Raw genomic sequence first — 25,889 nt, 5'->3', positions numbered from 1 at the left:
GATAATCTCGCCTTTCCGGCACAGGCTCGCCGGCCGCGCGCAAAGCGGCGGCGCCACAGAGCCAGGCGCCGGGTTTGCACCGGAACATCGGAATAAATAAAGACAGGAGGATCGACATCCAATGGCTCAAGAACCGCTTGCCGGCGACACTGACACCGGCTCCGCCTACGCGCCGCTTTCACCCGTGCCCGAAGCCCGCCGAGCGTTCCGCACCGGCGACGCATTCGCGCTGTGGTTCTCGCTCGGCATCGGCCTGCTCGTCGCGCAGGCCGGCGCGCTGCTGGTGCCCGGCCTCTCGCTGCCGCATGCGCTAGCGGTGATCGCAATCGGCACCGCGATCGGCGTCGTGTTGCTTGCGCTCGCGGGCGTCATCGGCACCGATACGGGTCTCGCTGCAATGTCGTCGCTGCGGCCGACGCTCGGCGTGCGCGGCGCCTCGGTTCCCGCCGTGCTGAACGCGATCCAGCTGGTCGGATGGGGCTCGTTCGAGGTGATCGTAATGCGCGATTCCGCCGACGCGCTCGCAAAGCAGGCGTTCGGCCTGTCGATGCCGCTCGTGTGGACCGTCATCTTCGGCGTGCTCGCGACGCTGCTCGCGATCAGCGGCCCGCTCTCGTTCGTGCGGCGCTTTCTGCGCACATGGGGCATCTGGCTGCTGCTCGCGGGCGCCGGCTGGCTGACCTGGGCCGTGCTCGCCCAGCACGACCTCGGCGCACTGATGCATCGTCCGGGCACAGGCGAGATGCCAGCCGGCGTCGCGCTCGATCTCGTCGTCGCGATGCCGCTGTCATGGCTGCCGCTAATCGCCGACTACACGCGCTTCGGCCGGCGGCCCGGCGAGACGTTCCGCGGCACGCTGCTCGGTTACGGCATTGCGAATGTCTGGTTCTATGCGCTAGGCGCCGTGTACGGACTCGCGGCAGGCGGCGGCGACGCGCTGCTCACCACGGCGCTTGCGCAGGCGGGCGGCGGTCTCGCGCTGCTGCTCGTGCTGATCGACGAAACCGACAACGCGTTCGCCGATATTCACTCGGCGGCGGTATCGACCGGCACGTTCTGGACGCGCTCGAGCGTGCCCTGGCTGTCAGCCGCGTTCGGAGCGCTGTGCACCCTGATCGCGCTCGCCGTGCCGATGGCGAAGTACCAGAACTTTCTGCTGCTGATCGGCTCGGTGTTCGCACCGCTCTTCGGCGTCGTGCTCGTCGACCACTTCATCGTACGCAAGCGCCGTGTCGATACCGCCGCGCTCGCCGATACGCAGGGCCGCTATGGCTACTCCGCGGGCTGGCACGTGAGCGCATTCGTCGCGTGGGCGATCGGCATCGCCGCATACCAGGCGATCAACCAGTGGCTGCCGAACCTGGGGGCGACGCTACCGGCGCTTGCGATCGGCGCATTGTGCTATCTGGCGTTCGTGTCGACGCGTCGGCAGGCGTACGCGTAACTCGCGGGCCCGCTCGGCGGGCCCTCTCGACGGGCTCCCTCGACGCCTTTGACGCCCCCCCTGACCCGACCAGCCGGCGCCCCTTGAGTCGGCCTCTCAATACGTCTGATTGGCGCGCGCCGCGCTCGAACTTCGACGCGCGGTCAGGAATTGGCCGAGCATGATCGTACGGCGCTCGATCAGAAGATACATGGCGGTCGCGACCGGAATCTCGAGCACGGCCGCGGTCAGAATCGCGCGCCACATGGTGCCGGCAGACGGCATCAGATGAATCACCGTCAACAGCACGATCGTATGCGTGAGGTACAGGCTGTATGAGATCTGGCCGAGAAACGCGAACGGACGCTTCTCGAGTATCGACGCAAAGCGCGCCGACACGAGCGACGAGCAGATCAGTCCCGCTGAACCCGCGGCAACGAGCCAGTCGTACAGAAACGGGCCGGCCGGACCCAGCTTCATCGACAGCGCCGCGCGCGACAGAAAATACAGCAGCAGCGAGACCACCATCACCGGCCGCAGACCGCCTGTTTTCATCAGCCACTGGCGCCACGCCGCACGATGCACGGCGAGCACCGCGCCAACGACAAACATGCCGAGGTAGTGCAGCGTCATCGGCCAGTCGCCGCCGAAATTCGCGCCTTGCGGATCGTCGCCTTCGAGGTAAATCAGCACGAACGACACGATCGAAACGCACAGCGCGACGGTAATAGATGTACGCGCCGAGACCCGCGCAACCCACGCGACGACAAGCGGCATGACAATCGAAATCCGGAGTTCGTAGATCAGCGTCCAGATAACGGGAATCATCTGCCCTGCGCGGTATTTCCCGATAAAGAGCAAGTGATCCGCGATCTCCGTGCCGGTGAACGGACCACTCCACACCTCATTACCCCAGCCGCCCAGCCATTTGATCGGCTTTACATCGATCGCGTTCACGATCGAGAAAGTCGCGACCAGCACCACCAGATACGGCAAATAAATCCGGCAAATCCGTTTGACCAGGAAATCTCTATACGAAATACTTCGGCTGGAGCGCAACTGCAAAGTCAAAACGAAACCACTCAATATAAAAAAGAGAATAACTGCCTGATGACCCAAAGAATTGACGCGAAAAGGCGACTGGGAGGCCCACTCGAGCGGGCCAACCAGGGCGAAATGACTCACCACTACCGACAGCGCAGCGACGCCGCGTAGCGCATCGAGCTGATGGTAGTGCTGACGATGGGAACTCGGTTCTTTCATCCGTTGAATACCCGCGGCGAAGAACAGGCCCAAATAGGCATGCGAAAGGCGCGCTCGCAAGCGCGCCCATCGTCAAGGGGTTGTTTAATACCCGCCTGCTCAGGTGTTCGTAATTGATATGTTTAATTGCAGGAGCGGCCGGCGTGAAGGTCTGAATAACTTTCTAATACTTTTAGTTTTTTATATTTTTGTCGAACCACATTATGGATGAAAGGATCGTCGTTTGCGGGGAGTGCCGATCGGGTCGCGCCCCGTTTATAGGGTAAGTAATTTTGACCAGAGCAGCAGGTTGCCGCACGACTTGCGGCGGGGCGCGGACATCTGATTATCGAGTGAGCTTCTCTTTGCACACGCGGATAATTGAAGCGGCCGAATATTTTTGTCCGGCGATGGATTTGCACGGCATGCAAGCTTCAGCCGCATATCAGCGCCCGCGCGCCGCCCGATACTCAACGCCGGGCAGCACGCACAGCAATTCAAACGCGAGATTCGCACCCAGCAGCGCCGTCGTGCCGAATGGGTCGTACGGCGGCGCGACTTCGACGAGATCCGCGCCGACCACATTGAGCCCACGCGCGCCGCGAATAATCTCGAGCGCCTGGGGCACGGTCAACCCCGCGATCTCCGGCGTGCCGGTGCCGGGCGCAAAGGCCGGGTCGATCCCGTCGATATCGAAGGTGATATACACCGGCGCAGCGCCGATCCGTTCGCGCACGCGTGCCATCAGCGGCGCGAGCGACTGGTTCCAGCAGGCTTCCGCCTGCACCACCTCGAAACCTTGGTCGCGGCACCAGTCGAAGTCTTCGGCTGCATAGCCGGTGCCGCGCAGGCCGATCTGCACGACCCGCTCGCAGTCGAGCAAACCCTCTTCGACGGCGCGCCTGAACGGCGTGCCGTGCGCGATCTTCTCGCCCATCATCGTGTCGTTGACGTCCGCGTGCGCGTCGACGTGAATCAGCGCGAGCTTGCCGTGCTGTCGATGCATCGCGCGCAGGATCGGCAGCGCGATCGTATGGTCGCCGCCGAGCGTGACCGGCTTGACGCCGTGCGCGAGGATTTCGTCGTAAGCGGTTTCGATGCGTGCGATCGAATCGTGCAGGTTGTAGGGGTTGATCGCGACGTCGCCGATGTCGGCGACTCGCAGCGAATCGAACGGCGCGGCGCGGGTGGCCATGTTGTATGGCCGCAGCAGCACCGATTCGCTGCGGATCTGGCGCGGCCCGAAGCGCGCGCCGGTGCGGTTCGACGTGCCGAGATCGAACGGCACGCCGACGAAACACGCGTCGAGCCCTTGCGGAGAGCCCGCATTAGGCAAACGCATCATCGTGGTGATGCCGCCGCATCGGGGCATCACGTTGCCCGAGAGCGGCTGCGGGCGTTCGGACGACAGGTCCGGGGAGACAAAGGACGACTTGTTCATCGCGGTTCACCCATGAGCAGTGGCGGGATGAATCCGGTCGCCGCAGCCGATCAACCTAGCCGTTGATCACGTCCGCCCCTTTCGGCACCGTGAACTTGAACGCATCGGCCGGCAGCGATGGATTCTTCTGAATATTCGAGAACTTCAGCAGCGTCACATTTCCGAACACGTCGTGCAGCTCCATCGCTTCGAGATTCCCGTCGCGAAAGCCGATGCCGATGCGCTGGAACTGCGTATCTTTCGATTTTGGCACCAGTTCGAGCCAGTCGATACCCGCTTTCACCCCAGCATCCTTCAACGTGAAGTTCTGCTCGAGATCGTTGCTGCCGAACAGGATCGCCGCCGGACTCGCGCCGAGCGCGCCGCCGAGCGTGCGCACCGTCACCTGGTTCAGGTCCTTGTCGTAGACATAGAGCTTGTCGCCGTCGGCCTGCAGCAGCTGTTCATACGGCTTCTGATACTGCCAGATGAACTTGCCGGGACGCGCGAACGAGAACGTGCCGCTCGACACGGTGTTGCCCTTCATGCCCTGCGTCGACAGCGTGCCGCTTGCGCCCTTCGCGTTGCTCGGCACGCGCACTTCCGTCTGCACGAAGTCGCCGCGCGCGGAATGAACCTGCGAGACGAACTGCTTCAACTGGTCGGTGCCGCTGGCGAACGCGTGCGACGCGACGAAGAGCGTCGCGCAAGCCGCGACGCTCGCCATGACGCGGCCGGCACGGCGCACAAACGCGCGCGCAAAGTTGCCGCGCGCGCGGGAATCACCGAAGCGGGCGTCAAGCCCGCCGACGTAATGCTGCATCGATTTCTCTCCGTGGATAAACAGGAAGCGCGGCTCGCATCGCCGCCGACCGAATGTAAGTGGCCACAAACAGGCGACGCTCATGTGAAGAACCCGCGCCGCTCAAGGGGAGTTCCAGCGGCGTTCAAGCGGCGCTCATTCGGCCTCGCGCGCCGGCACAAGAATTTCGCGGTTGCCGTTCGACGACATCGCCGATACGAGCCCTGACTGCTCCATCTGTTCGAGCAGCCGCGCGGCACGGTTATAACCGATCCGCAGATGGCGCTGCACGAGCGAAATGGACGCGCGGCGATTCTTGATGACGATTTCGACCGCCTGGTCGTAAAGAGGATCCGCTTCACCACCACCGGCGCCGCCGCCCGCGCCTTCCGCCGAGCCCTCGTCGCCCTCGCCCGACACGCCGCCTTCGAGAATGCCCTCGATATAGTTCGGCTCGCCCTGCTCCTTGAGCTTGTCGACGACGCGATGGACTTCGTCGTCGGACACGAACGCGCCGTGCACGCGAATCGGCAAGCCGCTGCCCGGCGGCAGATACAGCATGTCGCCCATGCCGAGCAGCGATTCGGCGCCCTGCTGGTCGAGAATCGTGCGCGAGTCGATTTTCGACGACACCTGGAACGCCATCCGCGTCGGCACGTTGGCCTTGATCAGGCCCGTGATCACGTCGACCGACGGACGCTGCGTCGCGAGAATCAGATGGATGCCGGCCGCGCGCGCCTTCTGCGCGATTCGCGCGATCAGCTCTTCGACCTTCTTGCCGACCACCATCATCAGATCGGCCAGTTCGTCGATCACGACGACGATATGCGGCAGCCGCGACAGCGGGTCCGGATCGTCAGGCGTGAGGCTGAACGGATTCGGGATCTTTTCTTCGCGCTTCGTCGCTTCGTCGATCTTGTTGTTGTAGCCGGCGAGGTTACGCACGCCGAGCTTGCTCATCAACTTGTAGCGGCGCTCCATCTCGGCGACGGTCCAGTTGAGCGCATGCCCCGCCTGCCGCATATCGGTCACCACCGGACACAGCAGATGCGGAATGCCCTCGTAGACGCTCATTTCGAGCATCTTCGGATCGATCAGGATCATGCGGACCTGGTCGGCGCTCGCCTTGTAGAGCAGCGACAGAATCATTGCGTTGATACCGACCGACTTGCCCGAGCCGGTCGTGCCGGCTACCAGCAGGTGCGGCATCTTCGCCAGATCGGCGCAGACCGAATTGCCGCCGATGTCCTTGCCGAGGCCCATTGTGAGCGGCGAGGCCGCGTCCGCATAAACGGCCGAGCCGAGAATTTCGGACAGACGCACCGTCTGGCGGCGCTGGTTCGGTAGCTCGAGCGCCATGAAGTTCTTGCCGGGAATCGTCTCGACCACGCGAATCGACACCAGCGACAACGAGCGCGCCAGGTCCTTTGCGAGATTGACGATCTGGCTGCCCTTCACGCCCGTCGCGGGCTCGATTTCGTAGCGTGTGACGACCGGCCCCGGATACGCGGCGACCACGCTCACGTCGACGCCGAAATCCTTGAGCTTCTTTTCGATCAGGCGCGACGTGAACTCGAGCGTGTCGGCCGAAATGGTTTCCTGGGTCGCGGACGCCGGGTCGAGCAACGCGATCGGCGGCAGCGTCGAGTCGCCGGGCAGATCGGTGAAAAGCGGCACCTGCCGTTCCTTTTCGACACGCACGGACTTCTCGGGCGTGATCACCGGTGGCACGATCGTGACCGGCTCGTGCTCCTCGATCTTCACGCGGCTCTGCTCGACCTTGCCCTCGCGCTTCACCGCGGCGGCTTCACCGGCCTTGCGGTCGCGCACCGCCTCGCGGCGCAACTTCGCGAGCGTGACCGCGGAAATGATCGATTCGCCGACGCGCTCGGCCACCGAAAGCCACGAGAAGCGGAAATACAGCGACAAGCCGATTGCAAGCACGATCAGCAGTGCCAGTGTGCCGCCCGTGAAGCCGAGCGCATGCGACACCGCGCGCGCCACCGCCTCGCCGACCACGCCGCCCGGCGCACGCGGCAGTTGCACCTTGAGCGACCACATGCGCAATGCTTCGATGCCGTCGCAGGCCAGCAGAACGAGCACGAACGCGCCCGCTTCGGCGAGCCAGGTGTGGTCGCGCGGTGCGTCTTCGTCGATGGTTTCGTTGCGGGTGATACGGCGATAGTTCGCCGAGATGCGCCGCGCAAGCAGCACGACCCACCAGTAGGCGGACATGCCGAACAGCAGCAGCAGGATGTCGGAAGTCCAGGCGCCGACGCGGCCGGCCCAGTTCGCGATGCGGTCGACCTGCGCCGCATGCGTCCAGCTCGGATCGTGCCGGCTGTAGCTGACGAGAGCCATCAGCAGGAAAACGCCGAGCGCAACCTGCAGAATCCAGCGGATTTCGGTGAAGAGGCGCGACATCCGGTGAGGCAATGCCTGCGCGTTCGCGGAATAGGTAGCTTTTGCCATTGATCCTTAGCGTGTGCGACCGGTGCCCGGCGTGCCGTGCTCAAATTCTTGCGCTCGAGTCTTCGCGCATTGAACTCTCGTATTGAGTCGGCTCAGTGAGCCACTCTCAATGCGTCCGCTCAGTGAGCCCTCTCAGTGAGTCCTCTCGATGAACCCTCTCAGGCCGCGCTCGCGCGCCGCTTGGGCCGCCGGTCGTTGATCGAGGGCTATTGTAAACGCACTGCCGCGCGCGAGGCTGTAAGTGACGGTAACGGACAACACCTTGTGCCCGCTTTGTGCCGTTTTTACCCGCTTTGTGCCCGCTCTGAAAGGATTCGCGTCGCATGAACGCACGCAACAGCGCATTTGCCCGGCCGCCGCCCTATCACGCCGATTGCAAAGCGTGATGAGGCGGGCAAACCTGGCGACCTTTATAATGCCGGTTTGGTTCCTATCTACTGCGCAACAGTGGTGATAACGGCCTTGCACCCGCGGGCCGAACGCTTTTTACGGATTTCGATCATGCCAGCATCCACGACAAAACACGCAAAGGTCCTGATTCTCGGTTCCGGCCCGGCCGGCTACACGGCCGCGGTCTATGCGGCGCGGGCCAACCTGTCGCCGGTGCTCGTCACGGGTCTCGCGCAAGGCGGGCAGCTCATGACCACGACCGACGTCGAAAACTGGCCGGCCGATCCGAACGGCGTGCAGGGTCCGGAGCTGATGCAGCGCTTCCTCGAACACGCCGAGCGTTTCAACACCGAGATCATCTTCGACCATATCCATACGGCGAAGCTCAATGAAAAGCCGATCCGTCTGATCGGCGATTCGGGCGAGTACACGTGCGATGCGCTGATTATCGCGACCGGCGCATCGGCGCAGTATCTGGGTCTGCCGTCCGAAGAGCTGTTCATGGGCCGCGGCGTGTCCGCGTGCGCGACGTGCGACGGGTTCTTCTACAAGCAGCAGCACGTCGCCGTGGTCGGCGGCGGCAACACCGCGGTGGAAGAAGCGCTGTACCTTTCCGGCATCGCGAACAAGGTCACCGTGATCCACCGCCGCGACAAGTTCCGCGCCGAGCCGATCCTGATCGACCGCCTGCTCGAGAAGGAGAAGGAAGGCGTCGTCGAAATCAAATGGAACCATACGCTCGACGAGGTGAAGGGCGACGACGGCGGCGTGAACGCCGTGCGCATCAAGCACGCGCAAACGGGCGAGACGACCGACATCGCACTGCAGGGCCTGTTCGTGGCGATCGGCCACAAGCCGAACACCGACATCTTCGAAGGGCAGCTCGAGATGAAGAACGGCTACATCATCACGAAGTGCGGGCTGCAAGGCAACGCGACCGCGACGAGCGTGCCGGGCGTGTTCGCCGCTGGCGACGTGCAGGACCACGTCTATCGTCAGGCGATCACGAGCGCGGGCACGGGCTGCATGGCCGCGCTCGATGCACAGCGTTACCTTGAAAGCATTCACGAGTCGATCGGCGAGCGCGCAATGAGCGCGGAAGCCGAGCGGTAAGCTGAAGCGGCGCGGCAGGGTCCGCACCGGGTGGTAACAACGGAATCTTCGCGGCGACGCAAGATTCAGAACCTGATACTGATACGAAGGGCCGCTGCCTCATAAGCAGCGGCCCTTTTCATATCAGAACGCCCGCGACTGCGCGCCGGTCCTGAACACACTGACCACGCCGTTCATCCGCTCCGCCTGTTCGCGCAACGACGCCGCGGCGGCCGCCGCCTCTTCAACAAGCGCCGCATTCTGCTGCGTGACCGAATCCATTTGCGTCACGGCCTGCGTGACCTGCTCGATCCCGTCGCTCTGCTCTTCCGAAGCCGCCGAAATCTCAACGGTAATTTCAGACACGCGCCGCACGGCCTCATTGATTTCGTCCATCGTTCTGCCCGCGCGGCCGACCAGCTCGGTGCCGTTGCCGACGCGCTCGACCGACTTGTCGATCAACGCCTTGATCTCCTTGGCCGCGGCGCCGCTGCGCTGAGCAAGCGTGCGCACTTCACCCGCCACGACCGCGAAGCCGCGCCCTTCCTCGCCCGCGCGCGCCGCCTCGACGGCCGCGTTCAGCGCGAGAATATTGGTCTGGAACGCAATGCCTTCGATCACACCGATGATGTCGGCGATCTGCCGTGAGCTGCCGTTGATCTCGCCCATCGTCGACACGACCTGCGAGATCACCTCGCTGCCCGTCTGCGCGACGCTCGTCGCCTCGCGCGCGAGATTTGTCGCCTGACGCGCGTTCTCGGTGTTCTGGCGCACCGTCGACGTCAGTTCGGTCATGCTCGACGCGGTTTCACCGAGCGACGCGGCCTGTTCTTCGGTGCGTTGCGACAGATCGATATTGCCGGCCGAGATCTGTTTGGTTGCGGTAGCGATCGACTGCGCGCTGTCGCGCACCACGGTGATCGTCTCGGTGAGCCGCGTCTGCATCGACTGCAGCCCTTCCATCAGACGGCCCATCTCGTCGCGCGAACGCACTTCGATGCGATGGCTCAGGTCGCCATCGGCGATATGCCGGAAGTGACGCAACGCATCGCCAAGCGGCCCCGCGATCGACTTCTGCAGCGTGTACCACGCGAACACCGCCATGGCGAGACCGACAGCGAGACCGGCGGCCGCAATCACGAGAATCGCGTCGAAGCGTTTTTGCGCGGCCTCGTAAAGCGCACGCGCCTGTTCGGCCTGCATCGCTTCGAGTTGCGCGGTGCGGTCGGTCACTTCATTGAACGGCGCGGTCATCTTGTGCGAAATCAGTTCGCTTAAAGCCGCCGTATCGTGCCGGTCGATCGCCGCATACACCTGCGCGACCGGTCCCGACATCGCTTCGGCACGCTTCGCTTCGACTTCATCGCTGAGGCGCGCTTCGTCGGCGCCGGCGGGAAGCGCGCGATAAGTCTGCCACGCCTTGTCGGCGACATCGAACTGCTCTTTCGCGCGCTGCTGCAGATTCGCGACGTCAGGGCTATCGGGCTGCGCGGCGATGCGATCGAGCACGAGACGGCCGCGCGCAACGTAAAAATCGTATTTGCCGAGCGCAGTCGCCGACGCAAGCTGATCCGTATAGAGCTCTTTCTGGTCGCTGTTGCTCATTGCGATACCAACCACGCCGAGGATTGCGCCGACGATCATCAGCAAGCCGAGAAATCCCATCGCAAGCGCGAGACGGATACGGATCGTGATATTTCTGAACATAAAAAACCTCAGGAAAGAAAGCGCAGCGAAAGGTCGCGCGCCACGGAATGAACCCGTTCCCTTCGGTTTACGGCAGCCCCTTTACGATGTGTAGAACGATGTGATGACCGATCGTTACCGAATCGCATCTGTTTGCGCCAGATCAAATTTGCACTCACGAATACGGGGACGCGTTGTCATGACTTTCGCTCCGGTCAACGTGGTTTCGCGCACGACCCGCGCATGATGCGGCCCGCGAAGCGAGTGCGATTCGATGGGAAGCATTCGTTCCTTGAAGTGTTGTCAAAGAGGCCGCGCTATCGTCGACGCGATGTCCGTTCGCGGGCATAGGCAATGACGAAGGCCGGTCCCTCGTTATCGTTGTATCAGCAACTGCTTTGAGGAAAGGAGAACTTGATGAAGAACATCCGTCTCGCTGCTGTCTGCGCATCGGCGCTCGTATTCGTTTCGTTCGGCGCGCATGCACAGTCGTCACGAGTGACGCGCGCGCAGGTCAATGCGGAACTCGCACAACTGGAGGCTGCCGGCTATAACGGCGAAAAGGTGACCTATCCGAACCATCTGCAAGCCACTCAACGCCGCATCGAAGCGTCGAATGCCGCGCAAATGAACAATGCCGCGGGCGGTTATGGCGGCGTCGCGCCGGGTAGTTCAGGCCAGTAACGCAAGGCAAGGAAGCAACCACGCAGTGCAAGGCGCTGAGCAGCACGCTCAGCGGCACGTAGAGGAGTAGCAAGCGAAGGCTGCAAACACAACACGCGCCATGCTGCCTTCGCCAACTTCACCGCCCTTCGTCATGGCGCGCGTCGCTGCGCGTGTCAGTGCACTTGTCGGTACTCTTGTCCGTGCGCTTGTAGCCGGTCAACATCGCGGCAATCAGATTTTCGCGCGTCCAGACGCTCATCACGATCGTCGCGGCGATATGAACACACACGCACACTTCGAGTGCGACCGCGAGCAGCGTGTGAATTTCCTGAGGCCAGTCTTCGCCCCAGAACGCATCGAGCCGCATCAGCCACCCCGTCAAGGCCAGCGCGATTACGAGTACCCACAGCATCAGCGCCATCAACGCGCCAAGCGGATTGTGCGACAGATGACGCGAAGGCTTGCCTGACGCAAGCGAGCGCAGATACGCAAGCAGACGCGAACGGGTAGGCCACCACGCAGAAAAGCGCGCGTAACGTGTGCCGATCATGCCCCATACGATACGCACACCGACCAATGCAGCAGCCGCATAGCCGAGCTTGCGATGCAACGGATCGGTCGGGCCGAACAGATTCCAGATCACGATGCCCGCGATGACCCAGTGCGTGACTCGCACCCACCAGTCCCAGATACGGATTCGAGCGGTGTCGGACATCGCGGGCAATGAAGAAAATTTATCGCGCACTCAGTTGCCGGATTGCAGAGGCAAGGCAGCAGAAGGCCACGATCGCGGGTTTCAATCGATCTCCGACTTCACGACATCGAGCGTTTTCGTATCGAAGTAGATTTCGACCTTCTTGCCCTCCTTGTTCGTGCCGTAGATCTCATAGCAGTGGCCATCGACCTTGAATTTTTTGATCTTGTAGCCCTGCCCTTCGAGTTGCGCGCGCGCGTCGGACTCTTTCATCCATTCGTCTTTCGGATGCGCGACGCAGTCCGCCTTGGCGAACGCCGCCCCCGAAAAACCGACCGCCGCAACCACCGCAATCAACTTGAGCATCTGAAACCTCATCGTTAGTTAATCGAAAGAATACTGTGCCACGGATGAGAACAATTCTCAATGAGACTAATCAACTCTCGGTGAGAGAAATTTCTTACCGCTCGAAGTGTGTTAAGCGGGTTTTCCATAAGCGCGTTTACCGCTAAAATGTCGACACTTCCCCGAAGTTCGCGTCGCCACCCGCCCCCTCCCCGGTCTCGCGCAACGCATCTTTCGGCTAGCCTACGGCGCGACGCACGCACGCTCGCCCAATCGTTTCCAATGACCAAAGATTCCAAGCACACGGCGTTGCTATGGATCGTCGCTACCGGCTTCTTCATGCAAGCGCTGGACACGACGATCGTCAACACCGCTTTACCTTCCATTGCCCACAGCCTGGGCGTCCCCGCACTCGCGCTGCAGCCGATCGTCGTCGCGTACACACTTACGATGGCACTGCTCACGCCGGCATCGGGCTGGCTCGCCGATCGCTTCGGCACGCGGCGCGTCTATTTCGTCGCGATTCTGCTGTTCGTGATCGGTTCGTTGTGTTGCTCGAGCGCGCACACGCTCGGTCAACTGATCCTTGCGCGCGTGCTGCAGGGCATCGGCGGCTCGATGCTGCTGCCGATCGGGCGCCTCGCGGTGCTGCGCACGATCACAGGCGAGCAATACGTATCGGCGCTTGCGTTGATCTCGGTGGCAGGCCAGGTCGGTCCGATTCTGGGGCCCACGCTCGGCGGCTGGTTTGTCGAAGCGTTCTCGTGGCACTGGATCTTTCTGATCAACGTGCCGATCGGCGCGGTCGGCGTGATCGCGGTGAACCGCTATCTGCCCGACGGCGTCTCGCGCGACGCGCCGCCGTTCGATGTAATCGGCTGCGCGCTGCTGTCGCTGTGCATGGTCGCGTGTTCGCTCGCGATCGACGTGCCGATGCAGACGCATCGCGTCGAATGGTCGGTGGGCCTTTTCGTGCTGGGTCTCGCGGCAGCGTTCGTCTATATCCCGTACGCGCGGCGCGCGAAGAATCCGCTGTTCCGGCTCGGGCTCTTTCGCGAACCGAACTTTAGCGTCGGGCTGATCGGCAACCTCGTGTGCCGGATCGGTTCGAGCGCCGTGCCGTTTCTCGTGCCGCTGCTGCTGCAACTGCAACTCGGCTATACGCCGTTGCATTCGGGGCTCATGATGTTGCCGTCCGCGCTTGCGGGCACGGTCGCGAAACGCTGGATCGCGCCGCTGATTCGCCGCTACGGCTACGAAGCATTCCTGCTCGTGAACACGCTGATTGTCGGCAGTTCGATCGTTGCGTTCGCACTGTTTTCGCGCGGCACGCCGATCGCCATCGAGATTGCCGTGCTCGCGATCTTCGGCGCGGCGAACTCGATGCAGTTCGCCGCGATGAACAGCGTCACGTTGAAGGGGCTGACCATCGCCGATGCGGGCAGCGGCAACAGCCTCTTTTCGATGGTGCAGATGCTTGCGATCGGTCTTGGCGTTTCGATCGGCGGTGGCCTCGTCAATCTGTTTACGGACCAGTGGAACTCGGCCGCGCTCGGCTTCAGGCTCAGCTTCGCGTGCGTCGGCGCGATCACGCTAGTGTCGGCACTTGTGTTCCGGCGGCTCGACAATGAAACGGGCCGCCCGGTGCCGATCGCAGCGCGCGCCGCGCAACGCTAAAGCAAGCCCAGCCACACCCGCGGTCCGCAAGCTCCGCGGCAAGCGCATGCCGCGGCGTTCATGAACGCCCGCAGCGGTCCGCTGCCGTCGCGGGCCGCATCGCCTTCAGGTCGAACTCCGCTTCTTTCGGCCCTTGCTGCGTGAGCGTGACCCAATGCAGCGCAGTCGGTGAACGGACCAACCCGATGCTGCCCGTCTCACCCCATTTGACCGGCGAGCGCTGCGAGCCCACCAGTTCGATCGACGAAGGCCCGAGCTTCAGATCGAGCAAACGTCCATCCTGGCTCGGTGCAAACGCGTGATCGCCAACCACCGTAATGCTCGACTCGCGCACCGACGCGGGCATGCACGCGAGCGTCGCAGTCGTCGCACCCGTTTCGTCGATCAGTTGCGCGAAGCCTTTGCCGTCGAATCCCGTGGCTATCACGAGAAAGCGATCGAGCGCGGGCACGTATTCAGCCGAGTAGGTGTAATAGCGCAAGCTCGGCGCGAGGACACGCGCTTCGGTCAGCGATCCATCTTCCGGGTTGAACACGGCCGACTTCAAGCGCGCGTACGTCGCGCCCGGTACGAACTGCTGCCAGGTCAGCAACGCATGCGTAGGCGAGCCGGCGATCATCGGCCACCATTCGCGCACGCGCGGCGCGACGTCGACCGACTTCAGCAAGGTGCCGTCGGCGTCATAAGTTTTCAGATAGACGCCGTTGCCCGTGCCGAGATTGTCGACACCGCCGCCGTCGATCCAATCGTCGGAATAAAACACGACGAAGCGCGACCCGACCGCCGCCACATGCCCCGAATGCCCACCTGATTTCACATCGACCGGATACGGCTTCACGGCTTCGAGTTCGGACGTGTAGACGCCGTAACGCTGGTTCACCTCATTCGGCGTATTCCATCCGTCTTCGAAGCTGACGATCACACGGCCGGTGTCGTTCTGCGCAATCGACACCGGCTCCTGCGCTTCAGGACGACTGATGAAAATACGTGGAGTCTCGAGATTGCGCTGCAGCGGTGACCAGCGCGCGACGTACACATCGTGCGTCCAGTTGCGATCGCGCCCTGGCCCACGCGGCGGCAAGCCCGAACTGCTGAAAAACACCCAGATATTGCCGTGCCCGTCGCTCGCCGCGCCGATGCCGTGCATATACGAACGCGGATCGACGGCCACCGGCCGCGCGCGGCTCGCGCCTTTGGTGGCCGCCATCGATACCGGAGACCACAAACAGACGCCGAGCAGCGCGGCGGCAGCCAGCATGTTTCGCATGTTCAGGATCACTCACTCCACCGTGACGGACTTCGCGAGATTGCGAGGCTTGTCGACGTCGGTGCCCCGCACACACGCCGTATGATACGCAAGCAGCTGCAACGGCACGACATGCAATATAGGCGACAGCGGCCCATAATGCGCCGGCAACCGGATTACGTTGACACCTTCCTCGCGGTCGATCGGCGCATCCTCGTCGGCAAACGCATAGAGCAGCCCGCCGCGCGCCCGCACCTCCTGAATATTCGACTTCAACTTCTCGACCAGCGCGTCGTTCGGCACGATCGTAACCACCGGCATCTCGTTCGTGACGATCGCGAGCGGCCCATGCTTCAGTTCCCCGGCCGGGTAAGCCTCCGCATGCACGTACGAGATTTCCTTCAGCTTGAGCGCACCTTCGAGCGCGATCGGATAATGCAGCCCGCGTCCGAGAAACAGCGCGTGATCGCGGCGTGCAAAGTCTTCTGCCCACCGAACGATCTGCGGTTCGAGCGCAAGCACGCTGTTCACCGCGGCCGGCAGATGGTGCAACTGCTCGAGCCAGCGCGCCTCGTGCTCCGCATCGGCAATGCCGCGCTGCTTCGAAAACGTCGCGGCCAGCATGAACAGCGCGACGAGCTGCGTGGTAAACGCCTTGGTCGACGCCACGCCGATCTCCGGGCCGGCGCCGGTCAGATACTGCAGATCGGTCAGGCGCATCATCGAGCTGTGCGCGACATTGCAGATCGCCAGCGAATGCTTATGGCCGAGCTGCTGCGCGTGCTTGAGCGCGGCGAGCGTATCGGCGGTCTCGCCCGATTGCGATACCACGACCACGAGCGCGCGCGGATTCACGACGCTGTCGCGGTAGCGGTACTCGCTTGCCACTTCCACTTGCGTCGGCAGGCCCGCCAGCGACTCGAGCCAATACTTCGCCGTCAGCGCCGAGTAGTAACTCGTCCCGCACGCGAGAATCAGCAGCGAATCGACCTGCTCGAACACGCGCTGTGCGTTGACGCCGAACAGCGCCGGCGTCAATGCATTGACACGCTCGGTCGCATCGGCGAGCACCGACGGCTGCTCGAAGATCTCTTTCTGCATGTAGTGCCGGTACGGCCCGAGCTCGGTCGTGAAGTGGCTCGCGCGCTGCGTCTGCACTTCGCGGCGCACCACCTCGCCGCCGCAATCGACGATCTTCACCGCTTCGCACGTGAGCACCGCGACGTCGCCCTCTTCGAGATAAACGAAGCGGTCCGCGGTGCCCGCGAGCGCCATCGGGTCCGACGCAAGATAATTGCCGCGATCGGTCAGCCCGACCACGAGCGGCGAGCCCGCGCGCGCGCCGATCACGAGACCGGGATCGCTCTTCGCGAACACGGCGATCGCATACGCCCCGCGCAGCCGGCGCAGCGAGCGCCGCACGGCGACGAGCAGATCGCGCGTCGGATCCTGCTTGCGCGTGTGGTGAATCAGATGTGCGATCACCTCGGTATCGGTCTCCGAGTCGAACGCATAGCCGAGCGTCTTCAGCTCCTTGCGCAACGTGTCATGGTTCTCGATGATGCCGTTGTGCACCAGCACGATTTCGCCGCACGAAAAGATCGGATGCGCGTTGTCCGTGTTGGGCGCACCATGCGTCGCCCAGCGCGTATGCGCGACACCGATCGTGCCCGACAAACCTGCGTAGTCGACCTGCTCCGTCAGGTTCGCGACGCGCTCGACACTGCGCACGCGGCGCGGCACGCCATGCTGCAACACCGCGACGCCGCACGAATCGTAGCCCCGGTATTCGAGGCGCCGCAGCCCTTCGGTAAGCACCGGCACGACATCTCGCCTCGCCACTGCTCCCACTATCCCGCACATAGTGTTTTCTCCTTCTTATGATCACGCGGTTTGCCGCGCGTATTCCGGCATCGATACGACGTGCGAAATCATCCCGTCGTCGTCGTGATAAGCGACAAGGCAGCGCCCCGCCGCGGCCGTGACCGGCAACTCGGCTTGCGGCGGCGCGGCGGCTTCGTCCGCGGCGCGCGCGCCGTCATTCATGCGGCGCAGGCGCCCCGAGTGAAACAGATCGATCTGGCGCGCGATGGTCCACACGATCAGCGTCGCGCTGACCGCCGCCACGCCGATGATGATCGGCACGAACGCCTCGAGCGACACTTCCTCGGGCGTCGCATGCTCGAGACACCAGCGGATATAACGGACCGCGAGAAACCAGATGCCGAACACGAGCAGCGGACGAACCACCCGATACCACGCGACGAACTGCCATGCGCGGCTACGCGTGCACTGCGATTCAAACTCTGCGACGGACTGCTTCGATACGTCGATAATCGGGAAAGTCATGAGTGGCCTCCGTAGGGGTTAGCTGCTTTGATCGACTTCGAGCGCATTGCTGTACGACGTTTGTGCCGCAAGCTCCGGCGCGGCGCTGCCGGCGGCGAGCGCAGTGCTCGCGCGAATTCCCCGATCCGGACTGACCCAGCGGGCGCGCTTGCGCCGCTTCATCATCACGCTCGGCAAGGCGATCACCGACGCGATCATGCTGATCGCCCAGAACGCGGCCGGATACCAGACGGTGTCCGCGAAATAGCGCATGAGGTTGCTGTCGTAGCGGCGATCGATCAGGCATCCGATCAGAATCTGCAGGCAGCAGGTCAGGAACAGCAGAATGCCGGTGCCGCGCGGCACGAAACCGAAACGCCACGCTTCGGGCATCGGAAACAGCGCGTTGCAGGCCATGATCGCGAGCGTGAACAGCATGCAGTACGCCCACACGATGCTGACCGCGTACTCCGCGAAGATCGGCCACATCATCAGGTTGCGGCGCGACAGCACTTCGCCCGCGTACTTGAACAGCACCTGAATGCCGCCCTTCGCCCAGCGCAGCCGCTGCCGGTACAGGCCGCGGAACGTCTCGGGCATCAGGATCCAGCTCAGCGCGCGCGACTCGAAGTGAATCAGCCAGCCGCTCACCTGCAGCTTCCAGCTGATATCGATATCCTCGGTCAGCATGTCCGAGCTCCAGTAGCCGACCTCCTGCAGCGCGCGCTTGCGGAACATCGAGACGACGCCGGACACGGTCAGCAGGCGGCCGTACATATGCTGCGTGCGCTTGATGAGCCCGACGATCGACGAGAACTCGCCGACCTGCATGCGGCCGAGCAGCGACGAGCGCGTGCGGATGCGCGGATTACCGGTTACGGCGCCCACCGACGCGTTGTCGAGGAAATGGCGCAGCATCCAGCCGATCGCATCCTTGTCGAGCAGCGAGTCGCCGTCGATACACATCAGATACTCTGCATCGCTGAGCATCGCGGCCGTGGTAAGACCGATCGCCTTGCCTTCGTTCTGATGCTGGTGCACGACGACGAGCTTCGGATACACGTTCACGAGCTCGTTCAGGATCGCGCCGGTCTCGTCGCGGCTACCGTCGTTGATCGCGATAATTTCGTAGTTCGGATAGTTGAGCGCGTCGAGGCTCGCGATCACTTCGCGCACGTTGTCGGCCTCGTTGTAGCAAGGCACGACCACCGCCACTTTCGGATAGCTCGTGAGCGTTGGCGCGGCGAGCTTGCCGCCGTCCTTGCGTTCGACGAGAAAGTAATGCAGCAGGCCGCCCACCATCCACAGATACGCCATCAGCAGCGGATAGTAGAAGACGAAGTTCGAGATCAGGTCCATCGCGTTTTTCATTGTTTTCCCCTTTTGCCAGGCTAGCCCGTCGGGCAGGTCGCAGGACCCGCCCAACGGGCGCATGTGGTCAGCCCAGCATCCCCTGGTTCGAGCGCAAGGTGCTTTGCACCGACATCACGTCGCGCAGCATCGCGGTGTCCGGCTGGTTCGCGATGAAGTTGTCGGGCCCATAACCGAGATGCACGACGCCGGCTGCGTTGAGCCGCTTCATTTGCGCGCGCAGCAGGTTCGATGCAATCGGCTGCTGCGTCGCCGGGTCGACAGCCGGCAGCTCGAACACCGTCTTGGTCCCAGCCTTCGGATGCGCGAGCACCGTCTTCGTCAGCGAGTCGAGCCAGCTGTTCGTCGCGCGCTCTTCGCGGCCGCTGGCTGCTCCAGTGGCCCGGTTGGCAGCCTGGTCCGGAAACGCCGACAGCGCGACGAAGTCGTAGTTCGTGACGAACACGTCGAGGCTCTGCGCGAAATGCCGCTCGGAATCGTCATCGAACACGGCTTCAGCCGACAGCGCCCGCACGGTCAGCACGTTGCCGCCGCCCTGATACGCGCGCACGCGCTGCGCGAGCTCCTCGGTGAACGCGGTCAGATACATCGTCTTGGCGCTGGCCCAGTGACGCATCAGGCTGTCCGACGCATGAATGCGCGCGATATCGCGCGGCAGGCCCCACGTCGCATACGTGTCGGTCGCGGCGAGGCTCACGTCTTCGTATTCGTTCAGCGTCCCGTCCTCGCCGAACACGATGCCGTTGAAGCTCGCATAGCGCGTGAGGTCGTCGTAGATGTCGGCGATCGTCGCGCGCGCCGTTTGATCGAACGGGCTCAGGCGCTGCACACGCGCATTGCCCATCGCGTTTTCGACGACGCGTCCGGCAGCCGGATGGCCCGCCGGCAACTGGAACGAGAGCAGCGGCATGCGCGCATAGACCTGCACGCCGGCGCGCGTGATCAGCTGCCACGCGACGCGATTGAACAGGTCCGCACGCATCGGCATATGGCGGCTCGGGAAATACACCGCGCTCGCCACGCCCGTGCCGTTCGGATCCGAATACGCCTTCAGATAGACGGACTTCGGTTCGAGATCCTTGATGCGGTCGAGCAGCCGGCCGAGCTTGTCCTCGCTCTTCGCCGGGTCCGGGTCATACAGTTCGTCGAGCGACACATTGACGACGCGCTCCACCGGATTCTTTTCGCCGCGATAAGCACGCGCCACGCGCATCTGGCCGATCAGCGTGCCGACGTCCCAGTCGTACGAAACCAGCAGGCGGCGCACTTTCGTCAGCGGCACGTCCGGCGTATTCGGGCCGTCGTCGAGCGTGAAGTGCACGCCCATGCCGAGCGCCTGCGACGCTTCGATCAGCGTCTGGTTGTACATACCGTACGGCCACACCGCGGAGCGCACCTTGACGCCGGTCTTGGCCTGGATCAGCCCGACGCTGCGCTCGAGGTCGCCGTGAATGCGCGCGCGATACTCTTCGTCGGTTTCGTAGCGCTGCAGCTCAGGGTAGTAGAGGTGCGCGCTGGCCGCCGGCAGCTCGTTGCCTTGCGGGTTCGCGAGCGCGCCGTGATGCATGTCGTGCGTGTGCGACGCGACTTCGACGAGACCCGAATCGGCCATCTCGCGCAGGTTGTCCCAGCTCATGAAGTAACCGGGTTCCATCACCGACTTATGACTGATGCGCACGGGGTCCGCCGCCGGCGTATCGGTCCAGCGCGTGACGACGCCGATCAGCGCCGGATACTTGTACTGCTTGAGCAGCGGGAACGCGCGCGTGTACTGGCTCTTGTACGCGTCGTCGAACGTAAGCAGCACGGCGCGCGGCGGCAGTCGCGGACCGCCGTTGCGCGACGCGAGAATCTGATCGACGCTCACGGGCTGGAAGTTGTTGCCCTTGAGCCACGCGAACAGCATGTTCAGCGTTGCGGTACTGATCGCGCAGGTGTCGGCCACCGAGCCGATGTCCGCATGCAGGTTGTCGCGTATATCGTGAATCGCGAGCACGCGAAAGGTCAGACCGTCGTCGGCATCGGCTTGCGGCAGCAAGTCGAGATTGAAGCGCGACTGCGCGGCCTGCGCGGCGGGCATGGCCGATAGCGCGGCGGCGAAAGCGAGAAAGCGTCTGCGATTGAGCTTGTCCATGATGGCTCACAAGGGAATGTTGAGGTTCAGGTAAATCAGCTTGCTGGTTTCGCGGGTACGGTCCATCCGCTGGCTTGACACCCCGATCCCGTAGGCGAGCGAGGCCTGCGTGCCGAGCTGCCATGCCTGCTCGAGACGCACTTCCCACAACCCGCTATCGCCAACATTGGTTTGCCGGTATCCGCCGAACGTCGCGTACACGCGTTGCGCAAACGACTTGTCGGCGTTGCGCCACGGCGTCCACTGGTACATCGCGGTGATCTGCGCGGTGTAGTCGCGCGGCGGACTGAAATACGGCGTGTTGGTCAACGTGTTGCTGCTGGTGTTGAACTCGACCCACGTCGAGACCTGATGATTCGGCGTATTGAGGAATCGCTCGTACCAGATCGCCGCCCACTGCTGGTTCAGGTTTGTGTCGCTGTAACGGCCGACGCCGTACGCCAGATCGAAGTAGCGGCGGTCATCCACCGAATAGCGCGCCGTTGCGCCGAGCGTGCGGCCCGTGATGCCGGCCTGATACGCCTTCCATGGCAAGCCGTTGCTGTTCGTGTCGAAGCCCGCCTGGAAATGCCAGTGGTCGTCAGGCGCGTAACCGAAGGTGCCGGTGGCGCCCGTGTACGAGTTGCCGCCCGTCGAGTGATCGACTTCGGCCGCCGCATCGATACCGTTCAGACGGAAGTCAGCGCCGATGCCGTTACGCACACGGCTCACGCTGTCGCCGTCGCCGGTATCCGCCCGTCCGCTGAACTGATGCGCGAACACGCGCCAGTACTTCGCGATCGGCTGCGAATACAGTTGCGTGTCGACGCCCCAGTCGTTGTCGGCGACGACCGAGTTGCCCTTCTGCCCGTTCGCGGCCACGATCAGTTGCGGGCTCTTGTAGGCCTCGTAATCGCGCTGGAATTTCTTGACCGTGTTGTTGTCGGGGAACTGATCGGCGAAGGTCGCGCTGACCTCGGCCGCGCGATCGTACTGGTTCAGCTGCAGCGCGGTCTCGCCGAGCCCGGCGAGCGTTTCGATATCACCGGGGTGATCGACGAGCGTGCCCGCGTAGATCCTCTCGGCTTCGTGCGGCCGCTGCTGAACGAGCGATGCATCGGAGCGCGCACTGATGAGCGCGGGGTCGAACGGCGCTTCGTGACGCAGCGCGTCGAGCGCCTCGACGCCTTCGCGCGTGCGGTCCGTATACAACAGGTACTGCGCCTGCAGCTTTTTCACGCGGCCATAGTCTTCGTTCACATCTTCCGGATGCTCGGAAAGATCGGCGCGAATCGGCGTGCTCGCGGAAATCTGCTTCAGCAGTTGCTGCGCGGTGTCGTACCGGCCCGAATCGAGGTACGCGAAGAACAGCCCTTCCTGCACGTCGATGCGCTTCAACACATGCGGTTCGACCGAAGGCGTGAGCGGGTCGAGCGGCGTTTGCAGCGCGCGTTCATAAGCGGGCGCCGCGAGCCGCGGTTTGTCGAGATACGTGTACGCGTCGCCGGCGGCCGCATAGGTGCGCGCGGGCAGTGGCTCCTTCGAAACCGACAGCTGTTCGTAGAGCGCGGTGGACTCCTTCATGCGGCCGACGCCCTGCAACGCGCCGACACGTTCGGCAAGCACTTCGCGGCGGACTTCCGCGTATTCGTCGCCTTCGGGAATGCGCGTGAGCATGTCGTCGATATGCGCCAGGGCGGACTTCGTTTGAGAGAGCCGGTCGGGGTCGTCGCTTGCGATTGCCTGCTGCCGGCCCCAATGCACTTCGGTCACCACGACAAGCGATTCGATCTGCAGCAGGTCCTTTTGCGAGAACGCATCGGGACGCGTGCGCGCCTGTTCCAGCGCGACCTGCGGCGAGCCGCCGCCCGCCAGTTCGAATACCTGTCTGCGAATCTGGTCGCGTTCGGTCATGATCTGGCCTTCTGCGACATTCCCCGGTGAATCCGCTGCGGCACTGGGCTGCGCGGCGCAGTAGTCGCGCGCGAGCAGCGCCAGCAGCAAGGCAGTCGCCTTGATTGCGGCCCGCATGCGTCGGCTAGAGCGTCTGTTTTTCATGGTTCCTCGCTTGTCGGAGCCGCGCTCCAGACAAAGGAAGTCCCCATGCCATCTTTGGCACGACTGAAAAACATCGGGGAATTCCTGGTCTCGCGTGCGGCGTTTATGTACAGCGCTCTCCCGATGCTTCGTGAATGCGATACCTCGGGTTAGCGCGGCCACGCCTTAAGCGAGGTCTATGCCAGAACGACGCCGACCTTTTGCCTGCAAGGGAAACGTTGCAAACCATCGATGCGCGTTTGCAGCGCATCGAAGAAACGTTTCATCGGTGAAAGTACGCTAACGCACACAGCGCAATGGCCGGCCCCGCAGCGTGCCTGCCTGTACGATGAATTCCGCCACGGAAACCACGCACACACTGAACGTTGCTTGCGCGCACAACGTCTTTTAAAAAGCGTTTCATGAATGAACAGGCCACTGAAAAGCATGCCCGATTCATCAGCGGATACGAAGCGGCTTGCACCGGAAAACCCGCTCATTAGCGGATGAATGATTTTCTGAATTCGTTTTAGGTCAGGAAACAATGACCGGCAGCGTACTAAAACGCAAATAAAACACTTCCGAGAACGGGTTTACGAGGTATGCATTACGCGTAACTCCGATTTCGTGGAATGCGGCGCGATGCGTTCGCTCGCGCACGGAACGCTGAGGCGCCGACAGCTTAATGTCTCGCTCGCGAAGTTGAATTGTTGCGTTGCATCGCGCATGGCCGCCGCGCTGCGACGCAAACCGGGTGCCTCTGTTTTTCGCTCTGATTTTTCGCTCTCATTTTTGCCTAATTCGCCGCGCCGATCATGCAGGTCATGGCTTCACGCAAGCCTGCAGGTTCCCTGGATCAAGCGGTAGGACACGAAAGCGAGGCCCCAAAATGGTCAGGCACATTCTGGTTGCAGTCGGTACCCGTCCCGATTCGATCACGCTGGAAGCAGCTATCCGGCTCGCGCACGAAACCGACGCGCGCGTCACCGCGCTGCATGTGGTGGATCCGGTGCCGCCGTATGTTGGCGCCGAGACCTGCGATTTCAGCGCGACGTTCGAAGCATTGGACGCGTATGGACATGCCGTCGAAGCGCGTTGCCTCGAGGCGATTCATCGGTCCGGCTGCGAAGGGGATGCGCGCTCGATCGTGCTGCCGATGTGCAGCAGCACGATCGGCCGCGCGATCGCCGAACACGCGCGCGAGATCGGCGCGGATCTGCTCGTGGTGGGCAACCGGAGGGCGTCCCTGTTCAGCTTCTTTCGCGAGAATCTGTATAAGGAGCTGCTGCGCCACACGGACACGCCGGTGCTCGTCGCGACCGATGCGTTGCCCGCCGCAGCGGGCCGCACGCTTGCGCTGCGGCCGCGCTATGCAGAGACGGTTTGACAGCCGGCGCCGCGACGCTTAGCAGCAGAGGCGGCGCCTGCCGGCCGGATGCTAGCGGTATTCGAGCTTCGGATACCAGTCGGTGCCGCGTCCTTCGGGCGTCAGGTCGAGAATGGTCCAAAGCGGCATCGGGTCGGGCGCGCCGCGCGGGTCCTGGCCCGGATCGACAGTCGAGAAGCCCATCTCGCTGCCCCAGAAATGGCGAATCGTGCCGTCACGCCGCGTGAACACATTGATCGCGGGTTCATCGCCGCCTTCCTCCGAGATCGCGTAATGATCGCGGCTGAAGTTGCCGTTCAGGTCCGAGTACAACGGCAGGTCGCGCCAGCCGCGCGCCTGCGTAAATGCAAGGATTTTCTGCAGCGGCGATCGCGCGACGACCGCCAGCGCAACGCGCTGCTGCAGGTCGGCGGCTTCGCCTTCCCATGCGCTTAACAGCGACGTGCACATCGGGCACGGACGCTCGCGCTGCGGACCGAACATATAGCTGTAGACAACTAGCGTTTGCTTGTCGCCGAAGAGCCCGGCGAAATCGACCGGGCCCTGCTCGCCTTCGAAGCGATAGTCGGCGGTGACCGCGCCCCCCGGCGGCAGCGCGCGACGCAAGGCAGCCACGCGCTCGATATGCCGGCGCAGTTCGATTTCCTCGGCAAGCAGTGCGTTGCGCGCGCGCCGGTATTCGGCGCTTTCATTCGGGAATGTCATCGTGTTGCGTTGTGCGAGTTCGACGGCGGAAACGAGAGTTGGGGTGTTCGCCATATCAATCTCCTGAGAAAGAGCTGCATGCGGGGCTGAGTGCGGTGCCGAAGCAGGGCTGAATGAACGGGCTCGATCAATCAATCGCGATCCGGCGCGCCCAGCGGGAAAAACGGCCGGTACGGCCGCGCCTCATCGACCGCGCGCGCAAACGAAGGCCGTGCGAGCAGCCGCTTCCGGTACGCAATCACATGAGGAAACGCGGCGTCGATCCGATGCGTCCAGTCCGCATAAAAGAGTGAAGGCGCCGCCGCGCAATCGGCGAGGCTGAAGTGCTCGCCCGCCGCCCAGGTGCGATCGGCCATCGTGCGGTCGAGCCATCCGTAGGCCGTATCGAGCATCGCGCGCGCATCGGCCACGCCGCGCGCATCGCGTTCGGCTTCGGGCCGCAGCGCGTCGAAGACAATCTTCTGTTGCGGCGTCGAGAGGTAGTTGTCGAAGAAGCGGTCCATGGTCCGCACTTCGATCGCGGCACGGCGATCCTCGGGCACGAGCGGCACCGGGCCCGGATAGTGCAGACCCAGATATTCGATGATGACGGTCGACTCGATGACCGTGCGGCCTTCATCGATCAGCAGCGGAAAGCGCTTGATCGGCCAGAGCGCCGCGAACTCTTCGGCCAGTTGCCGATTGTCGGGAGAAAGCGCGCGCCATTCGAACGGCGTGCCGTTCTCATAGAGCGCGACCAGGACCTTCTGGCAGTACGAAGAGAACGGGTGGGCGTAGAGCTTGAGCGTCATCG

At 63.2% G+C, this 25,889-nt stretch carries 20 protein-coding genes; 5 read left to right on the top strand and 15 right to left on the bottom strand.

Going from position 1 to position 25,889, the window contains the following annotated elements:
• Nucleotides 1–121 precede the first annotated feature (121 nt).
• Complete coding sequence (cytX, locus tag KZJ38_RS05825; protein WP_219799200.1) at nucleotides 122–1,444, top strand: putative hydroxymethylpyrimidine transporter CytX; 1,323 nt, start codon at nucleotides 122–124, stop codon at nucleotides 1,442–1,444.
• Between the two features lie 96 nt (nucleotides 1,445–1,540).
• Here cytX and KZJ38_RS05820 read toward each other — a convergent pair whose 3' ends face one another.
• The 4 genes from KZJ38_RS05820 to KZJ38_RS05805 all read right to left on the bottom strand — a co-directional run bounded on the left by KZJ38_RS05820 (nucleotide 1,541) and on the right by KZJ38_RS05805 (nucleotide 7,359).
• A complete protein-coding gene (locus tag KZJ38_RS05820; protein WP_219799199.1) occupies nucleotides 1,541–2,686 on the bottom strand; it encodes an acyltransferase family protein in 1,146 nt (381 codons plus the stop codon).
• A 424-nt stretch (nucleotides 2,687–3,110) separates the two neighbouring features.
• A complete protein-coding gene (speB, locus tag KZJ38_RS05815; RefSeq protein WP_219799198.1) occupies nucleotides 3,111–4,106 on the bottom strand; it encodes an agmatinase in 996 nt (331 codons plus the stop codon).
• Nucleotides 4,107–4,161: 55 nt separating this feature from the next.
• Entirely contained in the window at nucleotides 4,162–4,908 is a 747-nt protein-coding gene (gene lolA, locus KZJ38_RS05810) for an outer membrane lipoprotein chaperone LolA (protein ID WP_219799197.1), read from the bottom strand.
• 135 nt (nucleotides 4,909–5,043) lie between these two features.
• Nucleotides 5,044–7,359: a DNA translocase FtsK gene (locus tag KZJ38_RS05805; protein WP_219799196.1), complete on the bottom strand. Its 2,316-nt coding sequence runs from the start codon at nucleotides 7,357–7,359 to the stop codon at nucleotides 5,044–5,046.
• Between the two features lie 501 nt (nucleotides 7,360–7,860).
• Between KZJ38_RS05805 and trxB the strand changes: the two genes are divergently transcribed.
• The gene (trxB, locus tag KZJ38_RS05800; RefSeq protein WP_219799195.1) at nucleotides 7,861–8,862 is read left to right on the top strand and encodes a thioredoxin-disulfide reductase; all 1,002 of its coding nucleotides are present in this window, start codon (nucleotides 7,861–7,863) and stop codon (nucleotides 8,860–8,862) included.
• A gap of 123 nt (nucleotides 8,863–8,985) precedes the next feature.
• On the opposite strand, the gene KZJ38_RS36855 is transcribed toward trxB, so the two are convergent.
• Complete coding sequence (locus tag KZJ38_RS36855) at nucleotides 8,986–10,548, bottom strand: methyl-accepting chemotaxis protein (protein WP_219799194.1); 1,563 nt, start codon at nucleotides 10,546–10,548, stop codon at nucleotides 8,986–8,988.
• A gap of 396 nt (nucleotides 10,549–10,944) precedes the next feature.
• Between KZJ38_RS36855 and KZJ38_RS05790 the strand changes: the two genes are divergently transcribed.
• The gene (locus KZJ38_RS05790) at nucleotides 10,945–11,211 is read left to right on the top strand and encodes a DUF4148 domain-containing protein (protein ID WP_219799193.1); all 267 of its coding nucleotides are present in this window, start codon (nucleotides 10,945–10,947) and stop codon (nucleotides 11,209–11,211) included.
• A 118-nt stretch (nucleotides 11,212–11,329) separates the two neighbouring features.
• Here the strand turns inward: KZJ38_RS05790 and KZJ38_RS05785 are convergent, their stop codons facing one another.
• Together KZJ38_RS05785 and KZJ38_RS05780 are read right to left on the bottom strand one after the other, a co-directional pair.
• Complete coding sequence (locus KZJ38_RS05785; protein ID WP_219799192.1) at nucleotides 11,330–11,908, bottom strand: cytochrome b/b6 domain-containing protein; 579 nt, start codon at nucleotides 11,906–11,908, stop codon at nucleotides 11,330–11,332.
• An 81-nt stretch (nucleotides 11,909–11,989) separates the two neighbouring features.
• Nucleotides 11,990–12,253 carry a PepSY domain-containing protein gene (locus KZJ38_RS05780; RefSeq protein WP_219799191.1) on the bottom strand — a complete coding sequence of 88 codons (264 nt, stop codon included), beginning with the start codon at nucleotides 12,251–12,253 and terminating at the stop codon, nucleotides 11,990–11,992.
• A gap of 261 nt (nucleotides 12,254–12,514) precedes the next feature.
• On the opposite strand from KZJ38_RS05780, the gene KZJ38_RS05775 reads away from it, so the two are divergent.
• Entirely contained in the window at nucleotides 12,515–13,909 is a 1,395-nt protein-coding gene (locus KZJ38_RS05775; protein ID WP_219799190.1) for a DHA2 family efflux MFS transporter permease subunit, read from the top strand.
• A 58-nt stretch (nucleotides 13,910–13,967) separates the two neighbouring features.
• Here KZJ38_RS05775 and KZJ38_RS05770 read toward each other — a convergent pair whose 3' ends face one another.
• The 6 genes from KZJ38_RS05770 to pgaA all read right to left on the bottom strand — a co-directional run bounded on the left by KZJ38_RS05770 (nucleotide 13,968) and on the right by pgaA (nucleotide 23,025).
• Entirely contained in the window at nucleotides 13,968–15,176 is a 1,209-nt protein-coding gene (locus KZJ38_RS05770) for a hypothetical protein (protein ID WP_246641654.1), read from the bottom strand.
• A 12-nt stretch (nucleotides 15,177–15,188) separates the two neighbouring features.
• On the bottom strand, nucleotides 15,189–17,018 hold the full coding sequence (gene glmS, locus KZJ38_RS05765; protein ID WP_219799189.1) for a glutamine--fructose-6-phosphate transaminase (isomerizing): 1,830 nt from the start codon (nucleotides 17,016–17,018) through the stop codon (nucleotides 15,189–15,191).
• 21 nt (nucleotides 17,019–17,039) lie between these two features.
• On the bottom strand, nucleotides 17,040–17,504 hold the full coding sequence (locus tag KZJ38_RS05760; protein ID WP_219799188.1) for a hypothetical protein: 465 nt from the start codon (nucleotides 17,502–17,504) through the stop codon (nucleotides 17,040–17,042).
• 18 nt (nucleotides 17,505–17,522) lie between these two features.
• A complete protein-coding gene (pgaC, locus tag KZJ38_RS05755) occupies nucleotides 17,523–18,854 on the bottom strand; it encodes a poly-beta-1,6-N-acetyl-D-glucosamine synthase (RefSeq protein WP_219799187.1) in 1,332 nt (443 codons plus the stop codon).
• A 67-nt stretch (nucleotides 18,855–18,921) separates the two neighbouring features.
• Complete coding sequence (gene pgaB / locus KZJ38_RS05750) at nucleotides 18,922–20,988, bottom strand: poly-beta-1,6-N-acetyl-D-glucosamine N-deacetylase PgaB (protein WP_219799186.1); 2,067 nt, start codon at nucleotides 20,986–20,988, stop codon at nucleotides 18,922–18,924.
• Nucleotides 20,989–20,994: 6 nt separating this feature from the next.
• Nucleotides 20,995–23,025, bottom strand: coding sequence for a poly-beta-1,6 N-acetyl-D-glucosamine export porin PgaA (gene pgaA, locus KZJ38_RS05745; RefSeq protein ID WP_219799185.1), 2,031 nt, complete (start codon nucleotides 23,023–23,025; stop codon nucleotides 20,995–20,997).
• Nucleotides 23,026–23,893: 868 nt separating this feature from the next.
• On the opposite strand from pgaA, the gene KZJ38_RS05740 reads away from it, so the two are divergent.
• Entirely contained in the window at nucleotides 23,894–24,391 is a 498-nt protein-coding gene (locus KZJ38_RS05740; RefSeq protein ID WP_219799184.1) for a universal stress protein, read from the top strand.
• Between the two features lie 51 nt (nucleotides 24,392–24,442).
• Here the strand turns inward: KZJ38_RS05740 and KZJ38_RS05735 are convergent, their stop codons facing one another.
• Together KZJ38_RS05735 and KZJ38_RS05730 are read right to left on the bottom strand one after the other, a co-directional pair.
• Entirely contained in the window at nucleotides 24,443–25,150 is a 708-nt protein-coding gene (locus KZJ38_RS05735) for a DUF899 family protein (RefSeq protein ID WP_219799183.1), read from the bottom strand.
• A 77-nt stretch (nucleotides 25,151–25,227) separates the two neighbouring features.
• Entirely contained in the window at nucleotides 25,228–25,887 is a 660-nt protein-coding gene (locus KZJ38_RS05730) for a glutathione S-transferase family protein (protein ID WP_219799182.1), read from the bottom strand.
• Between the last annotated feature and the right edge of the window lie 2 nt (nucleotides 25,888–25,889).

It is taken from the genome of Paraburkholderia edwinii, from assembly GCF_019428685.1.
Classification (GTDB): Bacteria; Pseudomonadota; Gammaproteobacteria; order Burkholderiales; family Burkholderiaceae; genus Paraburkholderia; species Paraburkholderia edwinii.
The sequence above is the reverse complement of the archived record's forward strand: the minus strand, read 5'-3'. Positions and strand labels throughout refer to the sequence as shown.

What these genes read in the sequence shown, in the direction of transcription:
- cytX (WP_219799200.1), top strand. Translation starts at nt 122, where the DNA reads ATGGCTCAAGAACCGCTTGCCGGCGACACTGACACCGGCTCCGCCTAC.
- KZJ38_RS05820 (WP_219799199.1), bottom strand. Translation starts at nt 2,686, where the DNA reads ATGAAAGAACCGAGTTCCCATCGTCAGCACTACCATCAGCTCGATGCG.
- speB (WP_219799198.1), bottom strand. Translation starts at nt 4,106, where the DNA reads ATGAACAAGTCGTCCTTTGTCTCCCCGGACCTGTCGTCCGAACGCCCG.
- lolA (WP_219799197.1), bottom strand. Translation starts at nt 4,908, where the DNA reads ATGCAGCATTACGTCGGCGGGCTTGACGCCCGCTTCGGTGATTCCCGC.
- KZJ38_RS05805 (WP_219799196.1), bottom strand. Translation starts at nt 7,359, where the DNA reads ATGGCAAAAGCTACCTATTCCGCGAACGCGCAGGCATTGCCTCACCGG.
- trxB (WP_219799195.1), top strand. Translation starts at nt 7,861, where the DNA reads ATGCCAGCATCCACGACAAAACACGCAAAGGTCCTGATTCTCGGTTCC.
- KZJ38_RS36855 (WP_219799194.1), bottom strand. Translation starts at nt 10,548, where the DNA reads ATGTTCAGAAATATCACGATCCGTATCCGTCTCGCGCTTGCGATGGGA.
- KZJ38_RS05790 (WP_219799193.1), top strand. Translation starts at nt 10,945, where the DNA reads ATGAAGAACATCCGTCTCGCTGCTGTCTGCGCATCGGCGCTCGTATTC.
- KZJ38_RS05785 (WP_219799192.1), bottom strand. Translation starts at nt 11,908, where the DNA reads ATGTCCGACACCGCTCGAATCCGTATCTGGGACTGGTGGGTGCGAGTC.
- KZJ38_RS05780 (WP_219799191.1), bottom strand. Translation starts at nt 12,253, where the DNA reads ATGCTCAAGTTGATTGCGGTGGTTGCGGCGGTCGGTTTTTCGGGGGCG.
- KZJ38_RS05775 (WP_219799190.1), top strand. Translation starts at nt 12,515, where the DNA reads ATGACCAAAGATTCCAAGCACACGGCGTTGCTATGGATCGTCGCTACC.
- KZJ38_RS05770 (WP_246641654.1), bottom strand. Translation starts at nt 15,176, where the DNA reads ATGCGAAACATGCTGGCTGCCGCCGCGCTGCTCGGCGTCTGTTTGTGG.
- glmS (WP_219799189.1), bottom strand. Translation starts at nt 17,018, where the DNA reads ATGTGCGGGATAGTGGGAGCAGTGGCGAGGCGAGATGTCGTGCCGGTG.
- KZJ38_RS05760 (WP_219799188.1), bottom strand. Translation starts at nt 17,504, where the DNA reads ATGACTTTCCCGATTATCGACGTATCGAAGCAGTCCGTCGCAGAGTTT.
- pgaC (WP_219799187.1), bottom strand. Translation starts at nt 18,854, where the DNA reads ATGAAAAACGCGATGGACCTGATCTCGAACTTCGTCTTCTACTATCCG.
- pgaB (WP_219799186.1), bottom strand. Translation starts at nt 20,988, where the DNA reads ATGGACAAGCTCAATCGCAGACGCTTTCTCGCTTTCGCCGCCGCGCTA.
- pgaA (WP_219799185.1), bottom strand. Translation starts at nt 23,025, where the DNA reads ATGAAAAACAGACGCTCTAGCCGACGCATGCGGGCCGCAATCAAGGCG.
- KZJ38_RS05740 (WP_219799184.1), top strand. Translation starts at nt 23,894, where the DNA reads ATGGTCAGGCACATTCTGGTTGCAGTCGGTACCCGTCCCGATTCGATC.
- KZJ38_RS05735 (WP_219799183.1), bottom strand. Translation starts at nt 25,150, where the DNA reads ATGGCGAACACCCCAACTCTCGTTTCCGCCGTCGAACTCGCACAACGC.
- KZJ38_RS05730 (WP_219799182.1), bottom strand. Translation starts at nt 25,887, where the DNA reads ATGACGCTCAAGCTCTACGCCCACCCGTTCTCTTCGTACTGCCAGAAG.